We start from the raw sequence: 24,510 nt of genomic DNA, 5'->3' as shown, positions 1-24,510 counted from the left end.
CACGCCCCACCCTGGACTACGACACACCAGCCCAACGCCTAACCGCCCTCATCGAGCACGCCGCCTAGACGTTGCACTAATCAGTTGACTTTGCCATCTGACGCACGGCGTGGCCATCACCTCGTCGATCCACCCGACTCCGGACACCCACATCGAGCCGGTTCGGTATGGCAAGGGGTCCAATGCCATGGGGATGTTGCAGACGCTGATGACCGACGGGGCCGGGCCGCAGGGCACCGATGTGCCGCGCTGGCGGCAGTTCCTCGATCAGTCCCGCGAAAACCCGCTGGAGCTGATCAGGCTGCTCAACCCCAAGCACTGGAGCGAGCGCACCGTGATCGCACTGGTGATGCAGCACCTGGACAACTCGATCACGACGTTCACCAAGCGTGGGCCGGGCGGCATCCGGATCATGTCCTCCAAGCAGGGCCACGGCGAACCGAACCCGACCTGGATCCCCGTCGGTAACGAGGCGACCCGGCGGATGGCAGAGAAGGTCGGCGGCATCGCCGGCGGCACCTGGGGCGAGCTGTTCAACATCCCGCTGACCGCGCACTTCCTGGGTGGCGCGGCGATCGGTGAGAGTCCGGCGACAGGGGTTATAGACCCGTATCACCGGGTCTACAACTACCCGACATTGTTCGTCACCGACGGGGCCGCCATCTCGGCGAATCTCGGTGTGAATCCGTCACTTTCGATTGCGGCGCAGGCTGAGCGGGCAGCGTCCCTGTGGCCCAACAAGGGTGAGGACGACACCCGCCCGGCGCAAGGCGAGCCGTACCGGCGACTTGATCCGGTGGCACCGCAGCGGCCCGTGGTGCCGGCCGATGCGCCGGGTGCCCTGCGCCGCCTGCCGATCACCCCGGTCTAGCCCGCGCTGAGCACCCGGCTGGGTGCGCCGTGCACATCAACCGGCACGTCGCCGGTCAGGGTGACGCGGTGCATCAGCCGGCGCTGGCCGTCGTAGTTGTCGACGGCGCGATGCTGAGTGGCGCGGTTGTCCCAGATCGCGACGTCGCCCGGCGCCCAGTTCCACTGAACGATGTTCTCTGCCATGGTGATTCGTCGCTGTAGCAGTTCCAGCAGTGACGCTGACTCGTAGCTGTCCATGCCCACGAAACCGCGGACGAAATGGCCGGCCAGCAATGCGCGCTCACCGGTCTCGGGGTGCACCCGCACGACCGGGTGCTCGGTGCGGAAGTCGGGCTTCTGGAAGGCCTCGTACTGGGCACGCTGCTCGTCGGACAGTTCCGGGGCGTCGGTGGCGGTGTCCTTGACGTAGTCGTAGCGGTTGGTGTGTACGGCACGCAGGTTCTCGGTGAGCGCCTTGAGCGGCTCGGGCAGGCCTTCGTAGGCTGCGACGGTGTTCGCCCACAGCGTCGCGCCGCCATAGGCGGGCAGCGTGACGGCGCGCAGGATCGAGGCCGACGGGTAGTCGGGGGCGAAGGTGACGTCGGTGTGCCAGCGGTTGGCCTTGCCGTACTCGGAGTCGATCGGAGTGATCTTCGGGGCGCCGTCGCGCTTGATCGCGTGGTGCCCGACCAGGGTGCCCATCAGCTCGCCGAAGGCCTGTTGCTGATCGTCGTCGAGGTGGTCCTGGCCACGGAAGAAGATGACCTTGTGCTTGAGCAGCGCGGCGCGGATTTCCGCGATGGTCTCGGGTGGTAGGTCACCACCAAGCTGCACCCCGTCGATGACAGCGCCGATCTTGCTGGTCAGTTTGGAGACGGTAAGTGTTGCCGGTGCGGTGATGGTCATGGTGATTCCCCTGTCCAGGCAATCTGTAGTCAGTCGACTACAGATTCTGGCCACTAGTGTAGACACATGACTACAGGTCTGTCAGGCTCAGATTCCGCACAGTTTCCTGTGGGGCGCGACGAGGTCGTCGCCGCGATCCTGGAGGCCGCCGCGGACCTCTTTGCCGCCCGCGGTCCGGCGGCCACCTCCATCCGGGATATCGCGGCCAAATCCAACGTCAATCACGGGCTGGTGTTCCGGCACCTCGGCTCCAAAGACAAGCTGGTGGGTGCGGTGCTGGATTATCTGGGCCAGCAGCTGAAGCGCCTCGTCGACAGTGGTGCTTCGGCGGCCCAACTCGACCAGGCGCTGGACCGGCAGGCCCGCGTCATGGCCCGCGTGCTGCTGGACGGTTACCCGGCCGGGGAGTTGCAGAGCACGTTTCCCAATGTCGTGCGCTTGCTCGAGCAGACCCGGCCGCGCTTCGACGACGACATGCAGGCCCGCCTTGCGGTAGCCAATGCCATTGCATTGCAACTGGGTTGGCGGCTGCTGGGGCCTTACTTGCACTCTGCCGTGGGGCTGGGCGAGTTGACCGACGAGCAGTTGCGCGCGGCGGTTTCGGAGGCCGCGGGGCGTCTGACCTGGCCGACGGTGCCGATCGATGTGGCCCCGCCACTAGACTGAACCGGTGGCAGCAACGACCCGACCGGTACTCGTCGTCGACTTCGGTGCACAGTACGCGCAGTTGATTGCGCGTCGCGTCCGCGAGGCGCGGGTGTATTCCGAAGTGATCCCGCACAGCACGACCGCCGATGAGATCAAGGCCAAAGAGCCGTTGGCCATCGTGCTGTCCGGCGGCCCTTCCAGCGTCTACGACGACGGCGCCCCCCGCCTTGACCCGGCGATCTTCGACCTGGGCGTCCCGGTATTCGGCATCTGCTACGGGTTTCAGGCCATGGCGCAGGTTCTCGGCGGCACGGTGGCTCATACCGGCACCAGTGAGTACGGCCGTACTGAGCTGAAAGTCGCTGGCGGAGAACTGCATTCGGGTCTGCCGGGCACTCAGCCGGTGTGGATGAGTCACGGCGACGCGGTGACCGCGGCACCGACGGGCTTCGAGGTCGTCGCCAGCAGCGCTGGTGCGCCGGTCGCTGCTTTCGAGGATCGGGCCCGCAAGCTGGCCGGCGTCCAGTACCACCCCGAGGTGCTGCACACCCCGCATGGGCAGCAGGTGCTCAGCCGGTTCCTGCATGACTTCGCCGGCATCGGCGCCACCTGGACCGCGGCCAACATCGCCGATCAGCTGATCGAGCAGGTGCGCGAACAGATCGGCGACGGGCGGGCCATCTGCGGGCTGTCCGGCGGCGTCGACTCGGCAGTGGCCGCAGCCCTGGTGCAACGGGCCATTGGTGATCGCCTGATCTGTGTGTTCGTCGACCACGGGCTGCTGCGCGCCGGGGAGCGCGAACAGGTGCAGCGCGACTTCGTGGCTGCCACGGGCGCCAAGCTGGTCACCGTCGACGAGGCCGACCGCTTCCTGGAGGCGCTGTCCGGCGTCACCAACCCCGAGGGCAAGCGCAAGATCATCGGCCGCGAGTTCATCCGGGCCTTCGAGTCGGCTGTCCGTGACGCCCTGGGTAGCTCTGACTCCGAGATCGAGTTCCTGGTGCAGGGCACGCTCTACCCGGATGTCGTCGAGTCCGGCGGCGGTGCCGGTACCGCCAACATCAAGAGTCACCACAACGTCGGTGGCCTGCCCGACGACCTGAAGTTCAAACTGGTCGAGCCGCTGCGACTGCTGTTCAAGGACGAGGTGCGCGCGGTGGGCCGGGAACTGGGCCTGCCGGAGGAAATCGTTGCGCGCCAACCGTTCCCGGGCCCGGGTCTGGGTATCCGGATCGTCGGCGAGGTGACCGCCCCGCGGCTGGACACGCTGCGCCGCGCCGACGCGATCGCGCGTGAGGAGCTCACCGCCGCAGGTCAGGACCAGCACATCTGGCAGTGCCCGGTGGTGCTTCTCGGTGATGTTCGCTCGGTCGGTGTGCAGGGTGACGGCCGCACGTACGGCCACCCGATCGTGCTGCGTCCGGTGTCCAGCGAGGACGCCATGACCGCCGACTGGACCCGGCTGCCTTATGAAGTGCTGGAACGCATTTCGACCCGGATCACCAACGAGGTGCCGGAGGTCAACCGGGTGGTGCTGGACATCACCAGCAAGCCGCCGGGCACCATCGAGTGGGAGTGAGCTCGACGCTCAGCGGGCCGGGTCGCCACGCCAGCTGAAACTGTTGACGTACTGACCCATGTCCAGCGCCAGTTGCAGACCCACCGCCGACGGCCGACCGGACCCGAAGTCCGGTCCGAACGGGTGGTACGGCCCGACTGCCGCGGCGATCAGCGCCAGGTCGTGTTTGATGGCCACCAGCACCACAATGCGCGTGCGCGCGTAGCTGACGTTGACGCCCTGTGGCCACCAGTCGGCGACGATGCCGTAGCCCGGTTGGTAGCCGACCATGGCATTGGGGATCTCGTAGGCCATCCGGGTATCCGGATAATTCCTCCGGATCAGTTGGTCGGCAATGTCTTTCGGCTGCCTTCCGGCGGCAGGGCGGCCGAGCAACTGCAGGTTTCCGCCATCGCCGGCCAGCAGGTCGGCCAGCACCCCGCCGCTGTCCATGCTGACCCGGTACGCAGATCCGGGCGCCGGGTACGCGACCGAGAAAGAGCCGTCAGGTGCGGTGAACCGCGGGTTGACGGACACCGGCATGCCCATCGGCGGGCGGCCGCATTGCGGGGGACACACAAAGCGTGGCGATGGTTTGGTGAGCAGCCCGGACAGCCCCACCAGTGCGCCGGCGACCACCAACAGGATCACCCCGACGAGTGCTCCGAGGCGGGCCCGGGAAATGGTTCGTGGTGTGGCGGCCGCGTACGTTCCGCTGTGCACCGAATAGCCAGGCGAAAGCCCGACGGTCAAGGTGCCGGACTGTTCGGTCCGGGTCGGACGGTCGGTGCGTTGGGCATGACGGGCTGGGCGCGAGCACGCACGAGTGGATGCGCCGCAGGCAGCACAGAACGGCGCGTCGGGGACCACGTGACCGCACTGGGCGCAGAGCAGTGGTTGGTCGAAATGCGTGTCGTCGTGTGCCTCGTGCAGCAGTGCCAGCTGAAGTCCGATGCGAAGAGCCAGCACGGCGACGACGGTGAACACAAGATGTATCGCCAGCTGGATCTCCTGCGGCATCCGGGCCACGTCGGTCAGGCCCAGGATGGTGAACACGATGGCGATCACCAAGGCAAACCCGGTCAAGGTCAGTCGTACATGCCCGCGGTGTAGATGGGCCTTGTTGGGCGGACGGGTGAACCACAGCGCGGCCCCGATCAGGCCACCCAGGCATGCAGAGGTCAGCGGCGCGGCGACTCCACGGATTCCGGCTTCCACCATCAGATCCCGCATCGTGCGGTCGGTGGAGATGCCGGTGGTGGTGAACTGCGGGGCCAACCGGGTGAGCGTCGCTGCGGCTGTGAAGCTCAGGGCGCCCAGAGCGCCGATGGCGTAGCCGTGCAGCGCTTCCAGCGGGCCGGGGCGCACCAGACGGATGATCACCGCCGGGAGGATGGTCAAGAGCAGACTGCCCAGCGGCACAGCCAGCCCCTCGCGCAGGACATGCGCTCCGGCGATACCGGCGTCCAGCGGAATGCCGTAGGCACGCGCTGTTGCGGCACCAGTGAGCAGCACCCACCCGACGCCGCCAACGATTCCGATGGCAGCGGTGAGCGGCATGGTGCCCGTCGGCATGTCGTGATCGACGTCGGCCTCGCGCACGTAGAGGGCGAACAACAGGGGCAGGCCTAGAGCGGCCACCGCGACCAGCGCTCCGGGTAGCCGGGCCAGGGATGCGGCGGCCATCGCAAACACCAGTACCAGCAGGCCGATCAGGAAGGCGATGCGGGCCCGTGGTGACAGTTGCGGGAAAAGTGAGCTGACCAGTCGCGGTATCAGTAGGCGTTCACCGGGGGTGGCGCTGAAGGATCGGGCCCGCAACCAGTGCGGTCCGTCGCCTCGGTGTGCGCTGAGCGGCGTGCCGCACAACCCACAGTATTCGCCGGCGGGGACATCAAGTTGGCAGACCTCGCACCATTGCTCGGTAGGTGGGTTTTCGACTGTGGTGCTCATGCGCCGGTGACCTTCTGTTGCAGCAGCAGGTCCTGAACCAGACCTTCAACATCTGGTGTGCCCAGTCCGCTGACCAAATCGTATCCGGGGCCTGCGGTGTCAACGGCGTTGCCGCCCAAGGTGATATCGCGGAACGCGGGGTGCGGTGCTCCGGTGGCGATCCCGTACATCCTCGGGTTGAGGGCACCGAGAGGACTGCCACCGTGACCGATCAGGTACTGGTTCATGACGGCGGCCAGCGCGGTCCAGATCGGTGCCGCCTGCGATGTCCCACCACCGACGACGGTCTTCCCGCCGATGACGAGGCGCATACCGGTGCCGGGGTCGGCGACCGCCGAGATGTCCGGGGTCAAGCGCTTACCGGATTGATTGTGCGACTGGGCGGCTGCCGCTCGCTGCCATGGTGGCTGAGTGAACAGGGCGGACGTGCCGCCGCCGGTTCCCTGCGACAACGGCACGTCGAACCAGGCCTGTTCGGTGAGCCAGCCGCCGTCGGTTGCTGTCGCCAGTGTGGTGCCGCCGACGCTCGTCATCTCCGGCAGCGAGGCCACCGAGTCGAGGCCGATATCGGACGGTCCGGGTGGCGAATCCCAGTCCGACCCGCCCTTGCATTCGAGCCCGGCGAGATCCCCGCTGGCGTCAAATGCGGTGGTGCCACGGGTCTGTGCAGCGGCGAGCGCGGACCTTACGGGTGCCAGATCGGCGGCGGTGATCAGTTTGTCGCACCCCCAGCCGATCGAAAAGTTCCACAGCGCACCGGGATAGGCGCGATCGGTATCCTCCATGAGTTGGCCGATGCGCACGTACGGGTTCTCGTCACCGCTGATGGTGGGTTGGGCGTTGATCACGACCAGGCGGGCATCGGGTGCGATGGCGTGGGCGACTTCGAGATCCATGGTGGTTTCGCCGTGGTCCTTGGGCAGCGGTGCTCCGGAATGTTCCGGGGTGAAGGTGGGTAGCCCGAAGTTGTTGGCGAACAGGTCGAGGTCGGCCTGGTCGTATCCGTTGAACGCGAAGATGGCGATGGTCGTGCCTTTGCCGGTGTATCCAGACTGAGCCAGTGGCCGGGCGCCGTAGGCATTGAGTAGGGCGGTGGGGGTCAGGCCTCGTTCGGGGGCGCCCAGTGGCCGGGCCGGCGGGGTGGACTGGTGATGCGGTGTGTAGCTCAGAATGCGTCCCAATTCGGTTACCGTGTCACGCAATTCGCCGGGGACGAGGGGTTGTTGCGGTGCGGCGTAGAACTGCTGGCCCAGGCGTCCGCGGTACTCATGCACCTGCACCCCGAAGGCCTCGGCGATGTGTTGGGCGGTGCCCATGATGACGGCCCAGTCGTCACCGGTGCGCCAGCGGACCAAAAGCTGTTGGGAGTCAGCCCATTTGATCAATGCATCGGGACGGTCATGCGCGGCCAGTGCCGCGGTGAGCTGAATGCGGTCACGCTGGGTTGGGCCGAGGTCGGTGGACGCCGCGAGCAAGAGTGCGAACGGGCCGGATGCAGCCGAGGTCGTGGTGTCATGATCGGGGCCGCTATTCGAGCGGGTTGACCCGAAGGCGAACACAGCCACCAGCGCTGCTGTTGCCAGCAGTGCCAGCACGAACGATGGTCGGGATGTCACTCCCAGTGGGTGTTTGATCAGTTGTGGTTGTTGTGTCTGCCGGGGATGCCGGTCGGCGCGGCCGGTGCAATGACCGTCGGGGTGAAGAGGTTGCCACCCGAAGGATCGATCGACTTTTCGCTGGGGGTCACCTCGGGGACGGTAGTCGTGGTGACGGTCGTCGTGGTCGTCGTCGTGGTGGTGGTCGTGGGCGTCTCGGGGGCCTTCCCGCCGCCGCCACAGCCTGCAGTGAGTCCGATCATCGCGATGACCGCGGTTCCACCGGCCGCAATGGCGAAGCGGTGAAGCAGACGATGTGTGCCCATGTGCGGTCCTTCTGACGATGCTCTACCAGTGGTACGCCAGTCCTGTTTTCGTACAAGGTGCTGGCTTTCCGACCTTATCCCAATCGACGGACGGGTGCATGGACATCCGCCTCCTGCGCCGGCAGGGTTGCCGGGTTGCCGCTTGACGTTTTCGTCCGACGAGGTGTTTACTGAAGTTATCGAACAAACATTCGAATACGGGTGGTGTTTGTGGTGCGGAAGGTGCTGGTGTGGCAGTGGCGTCAATTGTGTTGGATGCTCACGATAGCCGTGCTGACCAGGTGGAACTACTTCGCCGCAGGATTGCCGAGATGTCCGGCAAGGAGGGTGCGGAGCGGTGTGCTGCGGGGCGGACAACACCCGCTTCAACTCCGGTTGAATCTTTGCTAGAAGCGCGGGATTCCCCGCGTGATCTGCTGCCTGGCGCGTTGCCGCCCGGCACTGTTGCAGTGCTTTCGGGGGCCAGATCGCTGCCGCTGCGCTGGGTGGCCGAGGTGACTGCCTCCGGGGGGCACGCGGCGATCGTCGGTCAGCCCGGCGTGGGGCTGCTGGCCGCGGTGGAGATGGGCGCCGATTTAGCGCGCATCGCCGTTGTTCCCAACCCAGGGCCGGACCCGGTGGAAGTGGCCGCGGTCCTCATGGACGGACTTGATCTGGTGGTGCTCGGCCTGGGCGGTCGGTCGGTCCCGGCCGGCCGGGCACGGGCGGTGACGGCGCGGGCGCGGCAGCGTGAGTGCACCCTGCTGGTCACCGATGGTGACTGGCCTGGGGCGTCGGCTCGGTTGGAGGCCAGGGTCAGCGGGTATGAGGTGGTCGGTGCTGGAGGTGGTGACCCGGTACCAGGGTGCGGGCGGATCGGTCGGGTGCGGTTGGACATGCGCACCCGCGGTCGGTCGGTGCGCCCACTTCGGGCGGCAGGGCAGTGAGATGTCCGAACAACAAGTGATGACGCACCGGGTGCTGGCCATCTGGTGCATGGATTGGCCCGCGGTGGCGGCAGCGGTGGCGGTTGGGCTGCCGGTGACCGAGCCGGTGGCGGTCACCCTGGCCAACCGGGTGGTGGCCTGCTCGGCGTCTGCTCGGGCATCGGGGGTGCGAAGAGGGTTGCGGCGCAGGGAGGCTCAGGCTCGTTGTCCGCAGCTGCACATCGCCACCGCCGACCCGGCACGGGACGCCCGCCATTTCGAGGCGGTGACGGCCGCGGTCGACGACATGGTGCCGCGCGCAGAGGTATTGCGCCCCGGCCTGTTGGTGATGCCGGTGCGCAGCGCGGCAAGGTATTTCGGGTCCGAGCAGGCCGCGGCGGAACGGTTGGTCGACGCCGTGGGGGCAGCCGGAGTGGAATGCCAGATCGGAGTGGCCGATCAGTTGCCCACCGCGGTGTTCGCGGCGCGGGCGGGGCGGATCATCGATATGGGTGGGGATGCGGAGTTTCTCTCCGGGCTGTCCATTCGGCAGCTGGCCACCGAGCCGAGCCTGTCCGGTGCCGGCCGCGAGGATCTGTCGGATTTATTGTGGCGCATGGGGATTCGGACCATCGGGCAGTTCGCTGCGCTGGGCCGCACCGATGTCGCCTCCCGGTTCGGTACCGATGCGGTGATCGCCCACCGGTTTGCCCGGGGTGAGCCGGCGCGCCATCCGTCGGGGCCGGAGGCGCCGGCCGATCTCGATGCCGTGATGGATTGCGACCCGCCGATCGACCGGGTGGACGCCGCGGCATTCGCCGGCCGGGCGCTGGCCGGCGAGTTGCATCACAGCCTGGAATCCGCCGGGGTCGGTTGCACCCGGCTGGCCATCGATGCGGTGACGGCCAATGGAGAAGAACTGCAACGGGTCTGGCGGTGTACCGAGCCGCTGACCGAGGATGCCACAGCTGACCGGGTGCGCTGGCAACTCGACGGCTGGTTGACCAGGCGGGGGCTCGGTGACCGCGCTGGGCCCACCGGGCCCATCACCGTGCTGCGACTGCACCCGGTCGAGGTGGTCTCGGCTGCGGCGCTCCAACTGCCGCTCTGGGGGTCTTCTGGTGATGACGACCGGATGCGGGCCAGGCGGGCGCTGGTGCGGGTTCAGGGGTTGCTTGGACCGGAGGCGGTGCAGGTCCCGGTGCTCAGTGGTGGTCGAGGGCCGGCTGAACGCATCACGCTCACGCCGCTGGGGGATGAGCCGGTGCGGCTGGCTGACCCCGGACAGCCCTGGCCGGGGCAGTTGCCGGAGCCAGCCCCGGCGGTGCTACTGGACGAGCCTGTGGAACTTGTTGATTTCCACGGTAATTCGGTGCGGATAACGGAAAGGGGGATGTTCTCCGCGGATCCGGCACGACTGATGGGTTCGGACCATCGTGGGCCGCTGAAGTGGTGGGCGGGGCCGTGGCCGGTCGATGAGCGGTGGTGGGATCCGGACCGGGGCAGGGGGCGTACCGCCCGGGCGCAGGTGTTACTCGGGGGTGGCGACGATGCCGGGGACAACAGGGCACTGCTGCTGTGTTACCGGCAGCGCCAGTGGTACGTGGAGGGTGTTTACGAGTAGTTCAAGTGGTGGTCGGTACATATTAATTGTGCACAATTAAATTGTGGGCTATAGTCGTGGGGTGGATGCGCTCAGCCTGGACCGCCAACTCTGCTTCGCTCTCTACTCGGCGTCGCGGGCGATGACGGCGGCCTATCGGCCACTGCTGTCCGAACTGAATCTCACCTACCCGCAGTACCTGGTGCTGCTGGTGTTGTGGGAGGAGGGGCGGATCACGGTCGGTCGGCTGGGTGAGCGCCTGGAGCTCGATTCGGGAACCCTCTCGCCGCTGCTGAAGCGGTTGGAGGCCAACGGGTTTGTCCGTCGCGAACGGTCGCTGCAGGACGAGCGACAGGTCGAGGTGACCCTCACCCCAGCCGGCCGCAAGCTCGAAAGCAAGGTTCAGTGCATCCCCGAGCGGTTGATGGGACAGACCGGAATGACCGCGCAACAAGCCGCGGACCTGCGCGATGCGGTCCGTCAACTCACTGATGCGCTCAGCGCATCCGACTGAAGGAGTTACCGTGAAGACCCTCTACACCGCTGAAGCTCTGGCCACCGGCGAAGGCCGCGATGGGCATGGCCGCACCTCCGACGGCAAGCTCGATCTTGATCTGGCTATTCCGAAGGAGATGGGCGGCAGTGGCAATGGCACCAACCCCGAGCAGTTGTTCGCCGTCGGCTACGCCGCCTGCTACCACTCCGCGCTGCGGCTGGTAGGTCGACAGGACAAGGTTGACGTCACCGATTCGTCTGTCGGAGCGCGGGTTTCGCTCGGCACTCTGGATAACGGCGGGTTCGGCCTGGCGGTGGAGCTGGAAATCACGCTGCCCAACCTCGACCACGATGCCGCTCAGGCCCTGGCCGACAAAGCCCATCTGGTCTGCCCTTACTCCAACGCCACCCGCGGCAACATCGACGTCAAGATCACCGTCACCGACGACTGAACGGTGCCGTCCGCCGAATGGTCTGATGTCCCAGGCCATTCGGCGCTACGAAAGGCTGGCTGCGAACGCTCCGACCCGCTCGATGAACCGGTCGAAGAATGCGGCCGGGTCCACTTCGACACCGATGTGGGCATTGGGGTGCCGGCCCCAATGCCCACGCCAGTCGGCCACCGTCATACCGCGGGTCAGTGTGCCGAGCAGTTCCACGTCAACGGTCGCTTGCCGATACCGGACCAGGTCCGGGTCCAGAGCCACTGCGGCGGCCAGCGGATCGTGCAGGTGCGCCAGGTAGCCCTCGCCCTGGTCGAAATGGAACTCGAAGTAGAAGCGCATGGCGTCTTCTAATACCCGGATCAATGGGTTGGCGGCTGACGACCGAGCGCCGCGATCGTCGAGCACGCTCATCGGTGAGGTCGGGGCGCCGGCGGCAGTGGCCAGTCGGCTCAGCAGCGATGGCGTCAAGGCGATGTGCTCGGTCAGGTTGAGCCCCAGGATGATCGGTAGATGTGCCGGGGGTTCCAACCCCCAGGCCGCGCCCCACACCGAGAACACTTCAGCGGCGGATTCCGGATCGACGCTGATGTTCCATTCGGACACCGGAGTGGTGTTGCCGCGATAGTCGAAGGCGCCACCCATGATGACCAACCGTCGCAGCAGCCGCGGCAGGGTCGGTTCGATCCGCAGCGCCAGTGCGAAGTTGGTCAACGGACCGGTGACCAGACCGATCAGCTCGCCGGGGTATTGCCGAGCAGTCCCCACCCACGCTGTCGCAGCGTCGTAGTCGGTGATTCTTCTTGTGCTGGGTGGCAATTCGGCATAACCAACCCCCTGCGGTCCGTGGGTGTCCTCAGCGGTGCGCAATCCGGAAGACAGGGGCCCGTCGGCGCCGCGTGACACCGGAATCAGTTCGGCCGCGCACAATTCCAGCAGACCGAGATTGTTCACGCAGACCTGGTCCACCGGCACGTTGCCTGCGGTTGAGGCGATCCCGACCAGTTCGGCGTCGGCACTGCCCAACAGGTACGCCAGGGCCATCGCGTCGTCGACGCCGGTGTCGACGTCGGCGAAGATCGGTTGCGCTCTGGGGTCTTCGTGCCCGGTCATGCCGCTAACGATAAGGGCCTGCGGCCATGGGCACATCGGTACCATCCGACCGGGTGCTCAGCGTTGATCAAATGGTGCCGTCGGGGAATGCAATCACCGAGACAAAGCGGATCGGAAGGTGGATGAGCCGGGTCGGTCCATGAACGCCCTCACCGTCGAACTGGAGGGAGTCGCCCGGCTCGAGTCGGTACTCGGAACGGCCGTGGCTGTAGTCCATGACACCGTCCAGCATGTAGATGAATTCCGTGCCGGGGTGTTGAAACAGCGGGTAGACCTCGCTGTCCTCATTCAGCGTGACCATCAGGCATTCCAGCCGCTTGTGTTCGCCGCGCAGCCCGCCCAGCAGGTGATACTCGTGGCCGGCCTGCGAGCCGCTGCGGACGATCGGTGTGCCCTTGTCTGCCTTGACAAACGATGCGGGTCGTTCGGTGTCCGCGCCGCGGAAGAGGTACGTCACGGGTACGTCGAATCCACGGGCCAACAGCGCGATGGTGCTGAGCGAGCAGGAAGTCTGGGCATTCTCGATCTTGGACAGCATGGCTTTGGAGATACCGACCCGCGCCGCCATCTCACCGACTGAGAGCCCCGAATTGTGGCGCAGCTGACGGACATTGCGGGCGATGGCCACCTCCAGCTCGAGCTCTTCGACTTTGTCGTCGGGCCGTCGGTCACGGGCGGTGCCTGCGTTGCGAAGCAGCGATTCGTCGTTCTCCACTGGTCTACCCTAACGCATCAATGTCCACTATCAGTGGACGCAAATGAAGGAATCTGACCCGGCTGTTTCGCGGCGGTGAGTTCGGCGATGCTGTCGGCAAGGGCGAGTGCGCCAGCTTCCGCATCAGAGTCCTCGACCACCTCGGCCGGGGCGTGTGAGATGCCGGTTGGGTTGCGTACGAACAACATTGCGGTGCTGACATGGTCCTTGATTATCCCGGCATCATGGCCGGCTCCGGTCCCCAGTACGGGTGCGTCATCGAGGGCGGCACTGAGGGAATCCCGCAGCAGTGGGTCGAAATCAACTGTGGGGCTGAAGGACTCCTCGGTGATGGTGACTGTGCACCCCTGGTCCAGGGCTGCGGCATTGGCCGCCTCGGCGATCTCATGCACGAGGACCTTGGTCACATTGTCATCAGGGTGGCGCACGTCCAGCCACAGATCCACCCGGGAGGCAATGACATTGGTGCCACCGGGTGTCGGGACGATCCGTCCCACTGTGGCGCGTGCATCACCGATCTTTTGTGCTGCCGACTGGACGGCGACGATCAGCTGCGCGGCGGCGACCATCGGGTCTGCCCGATCCCGCATGAGCGTGGTACCCGCGTGGTTGCCGTCGCCGGTGAAGGACAGTCGCCAGCGTCCGTGGCCGAGGATGGACGTCGCGACGGCCACTGGCCGGCCGAGATCGATCAAGCCGCGGCCTTGCTCGACGTGCAGCTCGACGAACGTCCCGATTCGTGACAGGCTCTCAGAGTCGGGTCCGAGATGTGCGGGATCGATACCGGCGCAACGGCTTGCCTCGGCGAATGTCGTCCCGTCGGCGTCGGTGAGCGATCGCGCGCGGTCCGGATCGATCGCGCCGGTCAGCAATCGGGAGCCAAGGCAGGCGACGCCGAACCGGGAGCCTTCTTCCTCGGGGAAAACGGCGATGGCACGGCGCCCGCCGATGCCTCTGGTGGCTAGAAGGTCGAACGCGATCAATGCGGACGCGACGCCGAGGGGTCCGTCGAAGGCGCCCCCGCCAGGTACCGAATCGAGATGGCTGCCAGTGACTATGGCCTCGTCGCCGACATCTGACCACGCCCAGATGATGCCGTTTCGGTCAGTCTCGACGTCAAGGCCGCGCTTGGCTGCATGTCCCAGAAACCACGATCGCAGATCGAGTTCGGCAGTCGAATACACCGGCCGGGTGTAGCCACCGCGCTGGGCGTCGGTGCCGGTGGCTGCGATCTCGGCGAGTAGGGACGTGACGGTGTCGGACATGAGATTCCTTCGGCGGCAGTCAGATCGGGCTGGGCGGGAGTGTGGGTCAGCGCATCTCGCCCGCTCCGACGTAGGGGTGCAGGCTGTTCAGCGGCTTACCTTCGGCGAACCGTTCCAGGCGGAAGTCCGCGGCAGGGATGTCGGAGTCAGTGCTGTCGCCCTCGAACACCAGGTCCGCGACCAACTCGCCGACTGCCGGGCTGATCTTGAAACCATGGCCGGCGAAACCCGCGGCCAGAATCAGCCCCTCGATGCCATCGATTGGACCGATGACCGGATTCCAGTCCGGCGGAACGTCATACACCCCCGCGTAGGTGTGTGTCACCGCGGGTTCGGGGAATCCGGGGAAGCGGTGCATCACCTTCTCGCCGTAGGCGAGCACACTCGCCTCCGTCGCGACATTCGAATAGTTGTCGGGGTCAACGAACTTCTTCTGGAAGTCCGCGTGATCGCTGTTGCCGACCAGGAATTGGCCGGAGCCCTCGACACGGCAGTATTGCAGGCTGATCAGATCGGAGATCACCGGCAGATCAGGCAATCGCACACCGGCATCGACGACGAGAAGCTCCGAGCGATATGCCTCGATCGGAAGACTGATTCCTATGTCGGCCAACAACTTCGCCGACCACCAGCCGTTGGCCACGATGACCAGATCGGCGTCGACTACGTCGCCGTTGTCGAGCATCACTCCCTTCACGCTGTCGCCCGTGGTGAGGATGCGGGCCACGGGTGTTTTCTGCCGGATCTTCGCGCCGCCGGCGCGGGCCACCTGGCCGAAGTGCAGCGCGAGCTGAGTGGCGTCGGCGAATCCGCCGCGCGGCTCGTACGAGGCGAGTGCGACGTCCGAGGTCTCCAGCATCGGCCACAGTTCCTGCAGCTGGTCCGCGTCGATCAGGTCGACCTCGATGCCCAGCGACTGGTGCATGGCAGTGTTGGCGGTCAACGCGTCGACATTGTCCTCACCCACCAACACGCTGTAACCGATCTGCCGGAAGCCGACTTCGGAGCCCAGCGTTTCGAATACCGGCATGCTGCGCCACGCCATGGCAGCGATCGACGGCACGCCGTAGTGTGCGCGCACGATGCCCGACGACTTGCCGGTTCCGCCGCTGGCCAGTTGATATCGTTCCAGGACAACGACATCGGACAGACCGCGGTCGGTAAGCGCCCGCGCGATCGACAGCCCGATCAGACCGCCTCCGATGATCACTGCTCTCATCATCAGAACGAGCCTCCCCGGCTTTGGCCCGGAATCCACGACGTGCCGGCCAGCGGTACCCGTGCCATCGCGGCCGCCTCGATGGAAACCGCGACCATGTCTTCGGGCTCGAGGTGAGTGACGTGTGCTTTTCCGCAAGCGCGAGCGATGGTCTGGGCCTCCATGGTCAGCACCCGCAGGTAGTTGGCGACGCGGCGGCCGCCGTCGACGGGATCCAGTGCCTGTTGCAGTACCGGGTCCTGGGTGGTGATGCCCGCTGGGTCGCGGCCGTCCTGGAAGTCATCGAAAAACCCTGCAGCTGAATTGAGTTCAGCGTAGGCCGCGTCGTACTTGGGGTGGTTGTCGCCCAGCGCGATCAGTGCGGCGGTACCGATGGCGACCGCGTCGGCACCGAGAGCCAAAGCCTTCGCGACGTCTGCGCCGGTGCGGATGCCACCCGACACGATCAGCTGCACGCCGTCGGGCTTGCGGTGGACACCCAGTTCCTGCAGCGCCTGTACGGCCTGCGGGACGGCGGCGAGGGTGGGGATGCCGACGTGCTCGATGAAGACCTCCTGGGTGGCGGCGGTGCCGCCCTGCATGCCGTCCACCACGACGACGTCGGCGCCCGAGTGCACGGCGAGTTTGACGTCGTAGTAGGTCCGCGAGGCGCCGACCTTGACGTAGATCGGCTTCTCCCAGTCAGTTATCTCGCGCAGCTCGTTGATCTTGATGGTCAGGTCGTCTGGCCCGGTCCAGTCGGGGTGCCGCGATGCCGAGCGTTGGTCGATGCCCTGCGGCAGGTCGCGCATGCCAGCCACCCGCTCGGAAACCTTCTGCCCCAGAAGCATTCCGCCGCCACCGGGCTTTGCTCCCTGACCGAGCACCACCTCGATGGCGTCCGCGCGGCGCAGGTCGTCCGGGTTCATACCGTAGCGGTTCGGAAGGTACTGGTAAACCAGATGTTTGGAGTGGCCGCGCTCTTCGGGCGTCATGCCGCCGTCGCCGGTGGTGGTGGAGGTCCCGACCTCGGAGGCACCGCGGCCCAGCGCTTCCTTGGCGCGGCCGGACAAGGCGCCGAACGACATTCCCGCAATGGTGACGGGAATGTCGAGGTGAAGTGGATATTTCGCGTTCCGGGCGCCGAGAACCACATCGGTGCCGCACTTTTCGCGGTAACCCTCCAGCGGGTAGCGGGACATGGACGCGCCGAGGAAGAGCAGATCGTCGAAGTGGGGGAGGGCACGTTTGGCGCCCCACCCACGGATGTCGTAGATCCCGCTTTCGGCGGCCCGGTGGATCGCGGCAATGGTTGCTCGGTCGAACGTCGCTGACTCACGTAGACCCAGGCGGGTGCGGTCGTCGGCAGAGAGGGTCATGTGCTGGTCCTGATCAGTAAGAGTTGTGGGCTTGGAAGTGGTAGAGGCTGCGCGCCGAGCCGTAGCGCCGGTAACCGGCGGGGTCGTCGTCATAGCCCGCTGCCTTGAGCAGACCGGCGAGTTCCTCGAGATGTTCGGCGCGCATCGGTTTCTCGATACAGTCGGCGCCCGGCGATTTCACGGCGCCACGGACGTACAGTCGCGCCTCGTAGATCGAATCGCCCAGCGCGTCGCCGGCGTCTCCGCGGATTACGATGCGGCCGCGCTGAGCCATGAACGCGCTCATATGTCCGACGGAACCGCCCACCACGATGTCGAGGCCTTTCAAGGAAATGCCGCAGCGCGCGGCCGCATTGCCGTCGATCACCAGCAGGCCGCCGCGGCCCGTGGCTCCCGCGGACTGTGAAGCATCACCCGTGACATGTACGACGCCGCTCATCATGTTCTCGGCAACGCCTTGTCCGGCATTGCCGTTGACGGTGATCTCCGCCTTCTGGTTCATGCCGGCGGCGTAGTAGCCGACGTGGCCGTTGACCGTCACCTCGACGGGTGCGTTGATGCCGACGGCGATGTTGTGGGCGCCCAGGGGGTTGTCGATCACATACTGGCCGTCGATGCCGTCGGCATGCAGGGCCGCGTTGACATCGCGCAACGTAGTGGTGGTTAGGTCGAAAGTCGTTGCGAGACGGTTCATGCCGACACCGCCTCTCGGCTCCAGGCGTAGACGACCTCTGGTTCGGGCTCCCAGATGCGGGCCTCCTCGATTCCCGGGAGATGCGCTAGGGCGCGGAACTCCGATGCCATGGCCACCCAGTTGTCGGTCTCGGCGATGACTGCGGGCTTGCAGGCGATGGCATCGCGCAGCACCGCGAAGCTGTCACTGTTGGACACCAGCAAGGTGTAGAAGCCGTCGAACGTCGTGGTGAGGTCGGTGAGCGCTGTCTCGAGGTCAGCGCCCCCGGCCAGCTCATGTGCGACGAACCGGGCGCCGACCTCGGTGTCGTTCTCCGAGTCGAATTCGACACCGGCGGCCCGCAGCTCGCGACGGATGCCGGCATGGTTCGCGAAGGAACCGTTGTGGACCAAGCACTGGTCCGGGCCCACGGCGTATGGGTGGGCCCCGCTCGGTGTCACCGCCGACTCGGTTGCCATCCGGGTGTGCCCGACGCCCTGCCAGCCCTGCGCCGTCGCCAGTTTCCAGTTCTGCGCCAATGTCGTTGGCGTGCCGACGCCTTTGAGCACTGTTACGTCCTTGCCGAATCCGCCTACCAGGCCCCGCGGATAAACATCCCGGGCGGCGGCGAGCAAGGTCTCGGGTTCGGCGTCGGCGGACACCAAGTAGGTGACGTCGAGCGCGGTGACGGTGACCTCGGTGCCGATACGAGCGCTGAGGGTGCTGGCGACCTGTTCAGGAGTGGCGTCGACTTCGATCAGGGAGACGGTGCTGCGCTCGGGAGGTGACCACACCGGGTCGCCGTAGACGGCGATTCCGGCCGAGTCCGCACCTCGGGCCTCCATGGCGATCAGCATGCCGCTGAGCAATTCACCGAGTCGGGGATAGAGCTCGGGATTGCGCAAATGCAACCCGACGATTCCGCACATGTCTGCTTGGTTCCTTTCCAGAGTTCGCTGCCACCGGTTCGGAGTTCGGTGGCATGGGTGTGACTGCCTCTGCGGCGTCAGAAGCGTCAGAAGGCGGTCAGGTACCGCTCGTGCTCCCAGGCTCCCACCGCCGAGTGCCAGTCCCAGAATTCGGTCTTCTTCAATTGAGCGAAATATGCTGCGACACTAGGGATGTCCGAGCCGGGTGGAATCGCGGCGTCAAGGGCGCTGATCACCACATCGTCGGTCTCCAACTGCTCGATCGCATGCAGGAGTGTAGCCGGGAGTCGTTCGTGTACCGGGCCGCTGCCGACGGCGCCGGGATCGGCCGAGCGTTTGATGCCGTCGAGTCCGGCGGCAAGGGCGACGGCCACCGCAAGGTAGGGATTGGCCGAGCCGTCACCGCCGCGCAGTTCGATGCGGCTGTTGTCGGGCACCCGGACGTAGTGGGTGCGGTCGTTGCCGCCGTACGTCGGGAACCGGGGTGCCCAGGAGGCGCCCGATGCCGTAGAGATTGCGCCGGTTCGCTTGTAGGAGTTGACCGTTGGCGCTATCACCGCCTGCATGGCAAAAGCGTGTTCCAGGATTCCGGCGATGAACGAGTAGGCCGCCGCGGACATGGCCAGCGGGCGGTCGTCCTCGGACGCGTCGATGGGAAACACCGGCGTGCCGCCACTGGTCAACGAAATGTGCAGGTGCAGACCCGAACCCGTCTTGTCGGCGAAGGGTTTCGGCATGAATGTGGCGATCATGTCGCGCTGCGCGGCCATCACATTGAGCAGATAACGCAGTGTGATGACCCGGTCGCACGTGGTCAGTGCCGCGGCGTATTTGAAGTTCTGCTCGAATTGGCCGGAGCCGTCTTCGTGGTCGTTGGCGTAATTGCCCCAACCGAGTTGGTTGATGGCGGTACTGATCGATGTCAGGTGGTCGTACATGCGGGTGACGCTGCGGGCGTCGTAACACGGCTGCAGTGCGGTGTCGGCATCGTCCGCGGGCACCAGCGCGCCGTCGGTCGAGCGCTTGACCAGGAAGTACTCGACCTCCGCGCCGACCCATGGTTCGAATCCGGAGTCGGCAGCGCGGGCGATCAGAGCCTTGAGGATGTTGCGGGGTGCGTACGGCCACGGCTCACCGTTGACGTGCGGGTCGCAGTGGACGATGGCCAACCCCTCCTTGATGAAGGGAATCGGGGTGAATGAAGCCGGATCCGGAATCGCAATCAAGTCAGGGTCTTTCGGCTCCTGCCCGATCGCTCCGACCGCGTAGCCGGCGAAGCCGACGCCATCGGTGGCGAGTTCGTCGACCGCCTCGACCGGAACCAGCTTGGCGCACGGCTTGCCATTGAGGTCGACGAAGAGCGCGAGGATGAACTTTGTGTTCGACTGCGCTGCCAGACTGGCGAGCTCACTCGATTCCGACATCTCAACCACCTGACTACTAGTAGGAATCATTGTCTCGTTTTAGTAGACGGTGATCGACCGGCTATTGGCAAGTGATACGACGTAACTTCGGTGTTACGGACCGGTTCACGAGGTTGTAACACCGCTCGACTGTCCATGCGAGGAAAACAGTGTCTACTGTAGTGAGACGGGCGCGGGATGTGCCCACCAACCTTGTGAGGAGGCGAAATGGACACTGGAACAACAGCTTTCATGCTGTGTTGCATAATCGGGCTCACTATCATGATCCCGGGCCTGGCGCTGTTCTATGGCGGCATGGTCAGCGTGAAGAGCTCGATCAACATGATGATGATGACCTATGGCGCGGTCGCCATCGTCGGCGTGCTGTGGGTGTTGTTCGGCTTCTCGATGACGTTCGGCACCTCGCACGGAGGGTTCGTCGGCAACCTCAGCGAATTCGCCGGCATGAGCAATCTTCTCGACCCCATGACGACCATCAACGGACTGCCGGTCAGTCTGTTCGCCCTGTTCCAAGCGCTTTTCGCGGCCCTGACCGTCGCGATCGTCTCGGGTGCCGCCGCCGACCGCATGAAGTTCGCAGCCTGGATGACCTTCGCAACAGTGTGGGCGGTACTGGTCTATTTCCCCGTTGCCCATTGGGTTTTCGCGGCTGACGGTGTCGTGACCAGCGATGCCAAAGGCGGCTGGATAGCCAACAAGTTGCACGCCATCGACTTCGCCGGTGGTACCGCCGTCCACATCAACGCCGGTGCCGCTGCACTCGCCGTCGCCATCGTGCTCGGCCGATCAGCGACCTGGAGTTCGCGAAAGCCGCACAACGTGCCGTTGACCCTGCTGGGCGCGGGGCTGCTGTGGGCCGGCTGGTATGCGTTCAACGGTGGATCTGCCCTCGCCGCCGGCAAGCCGGCTGCCATCGTGATGGTCACGTCGTTTGTGGCGACCTGTGCGGCCACGCTGGGCTGGCTCCTGGTGGAGAAGTTCAAGGATGGGCATGTGACCGGTATCGGTGCCGCGTCCGGTGCCATCACGGGCCTGGTAGCCATCACCCCGGCCTGCGGTGCGGTCACTCCGGTTGGTGCCATCTTCGTCGGTTTCATCCCGGCCCTGATCTGCCCGTTCGCCATTGGCCTCAAGCAGAAGTTCGGCTACGACGATTCGACCGATGTCGTCGGTGTCCACCTGGTTGGCGGCATCGTGGGCACGCTGCTGATCGGACTGTTCGCCAGCTCGGGAATGCCCAACGGCGTCAACGGTCTGCTGTATGGCGGAGGCGCTGATCTGCTGATGAAGCAGGCTGTTGCTGCCAGCGCCGTTCTGGTCTACTCGTTCACCATCGCGCTCATCGTTGCGCTGGTGATCAAGAAGACATTCGGGATTCGCATCTCTGCTGAAGCCGAGGAGATGGGTATCGACTCGACACTGCACCGGGACCCTGCGTACGAACTCGTCTGAGTCAGGTGAAACGGCAGCTGGCCCGAACTGTTGGTTCGGGCCAGCTGTTTGTTGTTGCGTTACCAGTGCACTCCTGGCACCAATCGGACCGCCTTCCTGATCGGCCGGGGCACCCGGATGCGGCCGACCGGGCTTGGGCGCCGGGGCCGACGCGGGTTGCGCGGGCGTTCCTGCGCAGCCTCCGGGACCGCTTCACCGCGAGCTGCCGCGGAATCCGGATAGCCCAGATACAGCTGATGCAGCACCCGGCGAGACAACTTCGGGGTGAAGTACGTGCCCAGATCGGCCAGCGTTCCCACCGGAGTGTCGATCCGCGCCGGCTTCTCCACCAGAGCGCGCACCACCATCGCAGCAGCATGCTCGGCAGTGATCGGCGTCATCGGGTTCAACCGCTTCGACGGTGCGATCATCGGCGTCTCAACCAGTGGCATATGGATGTTGGTGAACGTAATGTGGTCCGAAAGTGTTTCGGTGCCAACCACTTCGGAGAATGCGTCGAGTGCCGCCTTGCTGGGCACGTAGGCGCTGTACTTCGGGCTGATGGCTTGTACGCCGGCGCTGGACACGTTCACCACGTGGCCGAATCGGCGCTCTTTCCAGTGCGGCAACAGTGCGAGCACCATGCGCACAGCGCCGAAGTAGTTGACCGCCATCACCCGTTCGTAGTCATGGAACCGGTCGGTGGAATTGACCACCGACCGGCGGATGGACCGGCCGGCGTTGTTGACCAGATAGTCGACGTGGTCGAACCGGCCCAGGATGTCCTTGACGGTGTGCTCGACGGATGCGCCGTCGGCAACGTCACAGGCGAAAGCGTATGCTTCACCACCGAATTCGTGGATCTCTGCAACCAGTTCGTCGAGCGCGTCGACGCTCCGGGCCAGCGCGAACACCCGACCACCGCGTTCGGCGACGGCGATGGCCGAAGCCCGGCCGATGCCGCTCGATGCTCCGGTGATGATCACGTTGCGCCCAACCAGTGGGCCACGCGGGTCATCCCGACGGGCTCGATCGGGATTCAGGTGCTCAGCCCAATACCGCCACAATTTCGGTGCGTAGGAAGCGAATTCAGGAACGGCGATGCCAGTGCCCTCCAGGGCACTGGCAGTCTTGTCGGCGGTGAACGTCGGGGCCAGGTCGACCACGTCGAGCACCTCGCCGGGAATGCCCAGCTGAGTGGCTGCGATGTTGCGTAGCGCCTTGACCCGGCCCGTGGCGTTCAGAACCGGGGTGGCGGTGGCCCTCGGCAGCGTGCCGCGCAGCGGCGGCAGCCCAGCCTCCCGCGCGACTCCGCGGTAGATATCTTTCAGCCCAACGGTTTTCGGTGCCGTCAGGTGGAAGGTCTGGCCGTCTCTGCCGTCGATATGCATCAGATGGACAACCGCATCAACAACGAAGTCCACCGTCACGATGTTGGTACGGCCGGTGTCGGGCACCAACATCGGGGTGAACTTGGGTAGCACGGCCAACCGCGACAGTATGCCGAAGAAGTAGTAAGGGCCGTCGATCTTGTCCATCTCACCGGTGCGCGAGTCGCCGACTACAACCGCCGGCCGGTATATCCGGTAGTGCAGTCCCGGGGTGGCGCGCACCAGCTGTTCGGCTTCGAACTTGGTCTGGTGGTACGGCGTCGGCAGTTCTTGGGAGACGTCGAAGTCGTCCTCGGTGAACTCCCCACGGAAGTTCCCGGCCACCGCAATCGACGACACATGGTGCAGGGTGGCGTCCGTCCGCAGGGCCAATTCGATCACCGCCCGGGTGCCATCGACATTGGCCGCCCGTTGGGTCTCGGCATCGACCGTCATGTCATAGATGGCGGCGCAGTGCACCACGTGGCTGACCTCACCGAGTTCGGCGAGATTCTCGTCGGACAATCCGAGGCCGGCCGACGTCAGGTCGCCGACGAGCGGTTTGGCTCGAGGTCCCCAGTCCGCAGCCAGTTGTTCGAATCGGGACAGTGACGCCCGCCGAACCAGAACGAACACTTCGGCGTCGTCGCGCGAATCCAGAATCCGGCTGACGACGCGGCGGCCGATAAACCCAGTACCGCCGGTAACGACATAGCGCATGGGTGCCATCGTGAACCTCTCGCAGGCAAAGGTCAACAGCGCGTATGGTCCGTCTAGATCACACCTGAATCTGTAAGGGAGAACGCCGCATGCCGATCAACCCCAACGCCATCGGGGCCAAGACCCCACCACAGCCGTTCGAATGGACCGAACGCGACACGCTGTTGTATGCGCTCGGAGTGGGTTGCGGCACCAAGGATTTGGCATTCACTACCGAGAACAGCCACGACATCACGCAGCAGGTGCTGCCGACCTACGCGGTCATCGCATGCCCGGCGTGGGGTGCGGCCGCCGAGGTCGGATCTTTCAATTGGGCGATGCTGCTGCACGGCTCGCAGCAGATTCGCCTGCACGCGCCGCTGCCGCCGTCGGGCAAGCTCAACGTGACCTCCGAGGTCGCCGATATCCAGGACAAGGGCGAGGGCAAGAACGCCATCCTGGTTCTCAAGGGCACTGGCACCGATGACGCCGGAAACGTCATCGCCGAATCCTGGTCCACCGCGGTGATCCGGGGCGAGGGTGGATTCGGCGGGCAGCCAGGGGAGCGGGCCGGGGCTCCGGCGATCCCGGACCGCGACCCCGACGTCATGGTGGCGCTGCCGACCACCGAGGACCAGCCGCTGATCTACCGGCTCTCCGGTGACCGCAACCCGCTGCACAGCGACCCCTGGTTCGCGCAGAACCTGGCCGGCTTCCCGAAGCCGATCCTGCACGGCCTGTGCACCTACGGAGTGGCCGGCCGGGTGCTGGTCGCTTCGCTCGGTAGCGGGGATGCCTCCAAGATCAAGGCCATCGGCGCGCGGTTCACCTCGCCGGTGTTCCCCGGCGAAACGCTGACCACGTCGGTGTGGCGCACCGAGGCCGGGCATGCGGTGTTCCGCACCGAGGCCGCAGACGTTGACGGCAGCAATGCCCGACTGGTGCTGGAGGACGGCACAGCCGAGTACGTTGACTAGGGACTGCGGCCGCTCTGGTCGCACCTGTCGCACGCGTCCCGGGCTGAAGCGAA

The 24,510-nt window shown here is 65.7% G+C and carries 21 protein-coding genes and 1 pseudogene; 9 read left to right on the top strand and 13 right to left on the bottom strand.

All coding sequences use genetic code 11. From position 1 onward, the window contains the following. Positions 1-97: 97 nt before the first annotated feature. Positions 98-871: pseudogene (locus tag M2432_RS25840) on the top strand (GMC oxidoreductase); the annotation flags it as partial. Here M2432_RS25840 and M2432_RS25835 read toward each other — a convergent pair. Then, complete coding sequence (locus M2432_RS25835) at positions 868-1,758, bottom strand: TauD/TfdA family dioxygenase (protein ID WP_280829698.1); 891 nt, start codon at positions 1,756-1,758, stop codon at positions 868-870. The pseudogene M2432_RS25840 and the gene M2432_RS25835 overlap by 4 nt on opposite strands. A gap of 66 nt (positions 1,759-1,824) precedes the next feature. On the opposite strand from M2432_RS25835, the gene M2432_RS25830 reads away from it, so the two are divergent. Then, a complete protein-coding gene (locus M2432_RS25830) occupies positions 1,825-2,424 on the top strand; it encodes a helix-turn-helix domain-containing protein (RefSeq protein ID WP_280829697.1) in 600 nt (199 codons plus the stop codon). 4 nt (positions 2,425-2,428) lie between these two features. Next, positions 2,429-3,985 carry a glutamine-hydrolyzing GMP synthase gene (gene guaA, locus M2432_RS25825; RefSeq protein ID WP_280829696.1) on the top strand — a complete coding sequence of 519 codons (1,557 nt, stop codon included), beginning with the start codon at positions 2,429-2,431 and terminating at the stop codon, positions 3,983-3,985. 9 nt (positions 3,986-3,994) lie between these two features. On the opposite strand, the gene M2432_RS25820 is transcribed toward guaA, so the two are convergent. The 3 genes from M2432_RS25820 to M2432_RS25810 are packed head-to-tail and all read right to left on the bottom strand — an operon-like array spanning position 3,995 to position 7,838. Then, the gene (locus tag M2432_RS25820) at positions 3,995-5,917 is read right to left on the bottom strand and encodes a zinc ribbon domain-containing protein (RefSeq protein ID WP_280829695.1); all 1,923 of its coding nucleotides are present in this window, start codon (positions 5,915-5,917) and stop codon (positions 3,995-3,997) included. Further along, on the bottom strand, positions 5,914-7,533 hold the full coding sequence (locus M2432_RS25815) for a S53 family peptidase (protein ID WP_280829694.1): 1,620 nt from the start codon (positions 7,531-7,533) through the stop codon (positions 5,914-5,916). The genes M2432_RS25820 and M2432_RS25815 overlap by 4 nt, the downstream gene beginning before the upstream one ends. A gap of 17 nt (positions 7,534-7,550) precedes the next feature. Next, positions 7,551-7,838, bottom strand: a complete 288-nt coding sequence (locus M2432_RS25810; RefSeq protein WP_280829693.1) for a hypothetical protein — start codon at positions 7,836-7,838, stop codon at positions 7,551-7,553. Between the two features lie 230 nt (positions 7,839-8,068). On the opposite strand from M2432_RS25810, the gene M2432_RS25805 reads away from it, so the two are divergent. The 4 genes from M2432_RS25805 to M2432_RS25790 all read left to right on the top strand — a co-directional run bounded on the left by M2432_RS25805 (position 8,069) and on the right by M2432_RS25790 (position 11,293). Then, on the top strand, positions 8,069-8,764 hold the full coding sequence (locus M2432_RS25805) for a hypothetical protein (protein WP_280829692.1): 696 nt from the start codon (positions 8,069-8,071) through the stop codon (positions 8,762-8,764). A gap of 19 nt (positions 8,765-8,783) precedes the next feature. Next, positions 8,784-10,367 (top strand): DNA polymerase Y family protein, encoded by a 1,584-nt coding sequence (locus M2432_RS25800; protein WP_280829702.1) that lies wholly within the window; start codon positions 8,784-8,786, stop codon positions 10,365-10,367. A 61-nt stretch (positions 10,368-10,428) separates the two neighbouring features. After that, positions 10,429-10,860 carry a MarR family transcriptional regulator gene (locus M2432_RS25795; protein ID WP_280829701.1) on the top strand — a complete coding sequence of 144 codons (432 nt, stop codon included), beginning with the start codon at positions 10,429-10,431 and terminating at the stop codon, positions 10,858-10,860. A gap of 10 nt (positions 10,861-10,870) precedes the next feature. Next, the gene (locus M2432_RS25790) at positions 10,871-11,293 is read left to right on the top strand and encodes an organic hydroperoxide resistance protein (protein WP_280829691.1); all 423 of its coding nucleotides are present in this window, start codon (positions 10,871-10,873) and stop codon (positions 11,291-11,293) included. A gap of 45 nt (positions 11,294-11,338) precedes the next feature. Here M2432_RS25790 and M2432_RS25785 read toward each other — a convergent pair whose 3' ends face one another. The 8 genes from M2432_RS25785 to glnT form a co-directional block, all read right to left on the bottom strand. Further along, the gene (locus M2432_RS25785) at positions 11,339-12,397 is read right to left on the bottom strand and encodes a nucleoside hydrolase (RefSeq protein ID WP_280829690.1); all 1,059 of its coding nucleotides are present in this window, start codon (positions 12,395-12,397) and stop codon (positions 11,339-11,341) included. Positions 12,398-12,464: 67 nt separating this feature from the next. Continuing rightward, positions 12,465-13,112 (bottom strand): XRE family transcriptional regulator, encoded by a 648-nt coding sequence (locus M2432_RS25780; RefSeq protein WP_280829689.1) that lies wholly within the window; start codon positions 13,110-13,112, stop codon positions 12,465-12,467. A 17-nt stretch (positions 13,113-13,129) separates the two neighbouring features. Continuing rightward, the gene (locus tag M2432_RS25775) at positions 13,130-14,377 is read right to left on the bottom strand and encodes an allantoate amidohydrolase (RefSeq protein WP_280829688.1); all 1,248 of its coding nucleotides are present in this window, start codon (positions 14,375-14,377) and stop codon (positions 13,130-13,132) included. Positions 14,378-14,423: 46 nt separating this feature from the next. Continuing rightward, a complete protein-coding gene (locus tag M2432_RS25770) occupies positions 14,424-15,599 on the bottom strand; it encodes an FAD-dependent oxidoreductase (RefSeq protein WP_280829687.1) in 1,176 nt (391 codons plus the stop codon). Further along, positions 15,599-16,954 carry an FMN-binding glutamate synthase family protein gene (locus tag M2432_RS25765; protein WP_280829686.1) on the bottom strand — a complete coding sequence of 452 codons (1,356 nt, stop codon included), beginning with the start codon at positions 16,952-16,954 and terminating at the stop codon, positions 15,599-15,601. The genes M2432_RS25770 and M2432_RS25765 overlap by 1 nt, the downstream gene beginning before the upstream one ends. A gap of 13 nt (positions 16,955-16,967) precedes the next feature. Beyond that, positions 16,968-17,648 (bottom strand): protein glxC, encoded by a 681-nt coding sequence (locus M2432_RS25760; RefSeq protein WP_280829685.1) that lies wholly within the window; start codon positions 17,646-17,648, stop codon positions 16,968-16,970. Beyond that, a complete protein-coding gene (locus tag M2432_RS25755; protein ID WP_280829684.1) occupies positions 17,645-18,556 on the bottom strand; it encodes a glutamine amidotransferase in 912 nt (303 codons plus the stop codon). Before M2432_RS25755 ends, M2432_RS25760 begins: the two co-directional genes overlap by 4 nt. An 86-nt stretch (positions 18,557-18,642) precedes the next feature. Next, positions 18,643-19,980: a type III glutamate--ammonia ligase gene (gene glnT / locus M2432_RS25750; protein WP_280829683.1), complete on the bottom strand. Its 1,338-nt coding sequence runs from the start codon at positions 19,978-19,980 to the stop codon at positions 18,643-18,645. A gap of 207 nt (positions 19,981-20,187) precedes the next feature. Here glnT and M2432_RS25745 point away from each other — a divergent pair, with 207 nt between their 5' ends. Beyond that, a complete protein-coding gene (locus tag M2432_RS25745) occupies positions 20,188-21,432 on the top strand; it encodes an ammonium transporter (protein ID WP_280829682.1) in 1,245 nt (414 codons plus the stop codon). 59 nt (positions 21,433-21,491) lie between these two features. Here M2432_RS25745 and M2432_RS25740 read toward each other — a convergent pair whose 3' ends face one another. Further along, entirely contained in the window at positions 21,492-23,501 is a 2,010-nt protein-coding gene (locus M2432_RS25740; protein WP_280829681.1) for an SDR family oxidoreductase, read from the bottom strand. A gap of 89 nt (positions 23,502-23,590) precedes the next feature. On the opposite strand from M2432_RS25740, the gene M2432_RS25735 reads away from it, so the two are divergent. Continuing rightward, a complete protein-coding gene (locus M2432_RS25735) occupies positions 23,591-24,457 on the top strand; it encodes a MaoC family dehydratase (RefSeq protein ID WP_280829680.1) in 867 nt (288 codons plus the stop codon). Positions 24,458-24,510 lie beyond the last annotated feature (53 nt).

This window comes from Mycobacterium sp. OTB74, from assembly GCF_029892685.1.
Lineage (GTDB): Bacteria > Actinomycetota > Actinomycetes > Mycobacteriales > Mycobacteriaceae > Mycobacterium.
This window is presented reverse-complemented; position numbering and strand designations above follow the sequence as displayed.

Coding starts and splice junctions, on each gene's coding strand:
- M2432_RS25820 (WP_280829695.1), bottom strand. CDS start 5,917: ATGAGCACCACAGTCGAAAACCCACCTACCGAGCAATGGTGCGAGGTC.
- M2432_RS25735 (WP_280829680.1), top strand. CDS start 23,591: ATGCCGATCAACCCCAACGCCATCGGGGCCAAGACCCCACCACAGCCG.
- M2432_RS25765 (WP_280829686.1), bottom strand. CDS start 16,954: ATGACCCTCTCTGCCGACGACCGCACCCGCCTGGGTCTACGTGAGTCA.
- M2432_RS25775 (WP_280829688.1), bottom strand. CDS start 14,377: ATGTCCGACACCGTCACGTCCCTACTCGCCGAGATCGCAGCCACCGGC.
- M2432_RS25745 (WP_280829682.1), top strand. CDS start 20,188: ATGGACACTGGAACAACAGCTTTCATGCTGTGTTGCATAATCGGGCTC.
- M2432_RS25810 (WP_280829693.1), bottom strand. CDS start 7,838: ATGGGCACACATCGTCTGCTTCACCGCTTCGCCATTGCGGCCGGTGGA.
- M2432_RS25760 (WP_280829685.1), bottom strand. CDS start 17,648: ATGAACCGTCTCGCAACGACTTTCGACCTAACCACCACTACGTTGCGC.
- M2432_RS25740 (WP_280829681.1), bottom strand. CDS start 23,501: ATGCGCTATGTCGTTACCGGCGGTACTGGGTTTATCGGCCGCCGCGTC.
- M2432_RS25785 (WP_280829690.1), bottom strand. CDS start 12,397: ATGACCGGGCACGAAGACCCCAGAGCGCAACCGATCTTCGCCGACGTC.
- M2432_RS25770 (WP_280829687.1), bottom strand. CDS start 15,599: ATGATGAGAGCAGTGATCATCGGAGGCGGTCTGATCGGGCTGTCGATC.
- M2432_RS25800 (WP_280829702.1), top strand. CDS start 8,784: ATGACGCACCGGGTGCTGGCCATCTGGTGCATGGATTGGCCCGCGGTG.
- glnT (WP_280829683.1), bottom strand. CDS start 19,980: ATGTCGGAATCGAGTGAGCTCGCCAGTCTGGCAGCGCAGTCGAACACA.
- M2432_RS25830 (WP_280829697.1), top strand. CDS start 1,825: ATGACTACAGGTCTGTCAGGCTCAGATTCCGCACAGTTTCCTGTGGGG.
- M2432_RS25835 (WP_280829698.1), bottom strand. CDS start 1,758: ATGACCATCACCGCACCGGCAACACTTACCGTCTCCAAACTGACCAGC.
- M2432_RS25755 (WP_280829684.1), bottom strand. CDS start 18,556: ATGTGCGGAATCGTCGGGTTGCATTTGCGCAATCCCGAGCTCTATCCC.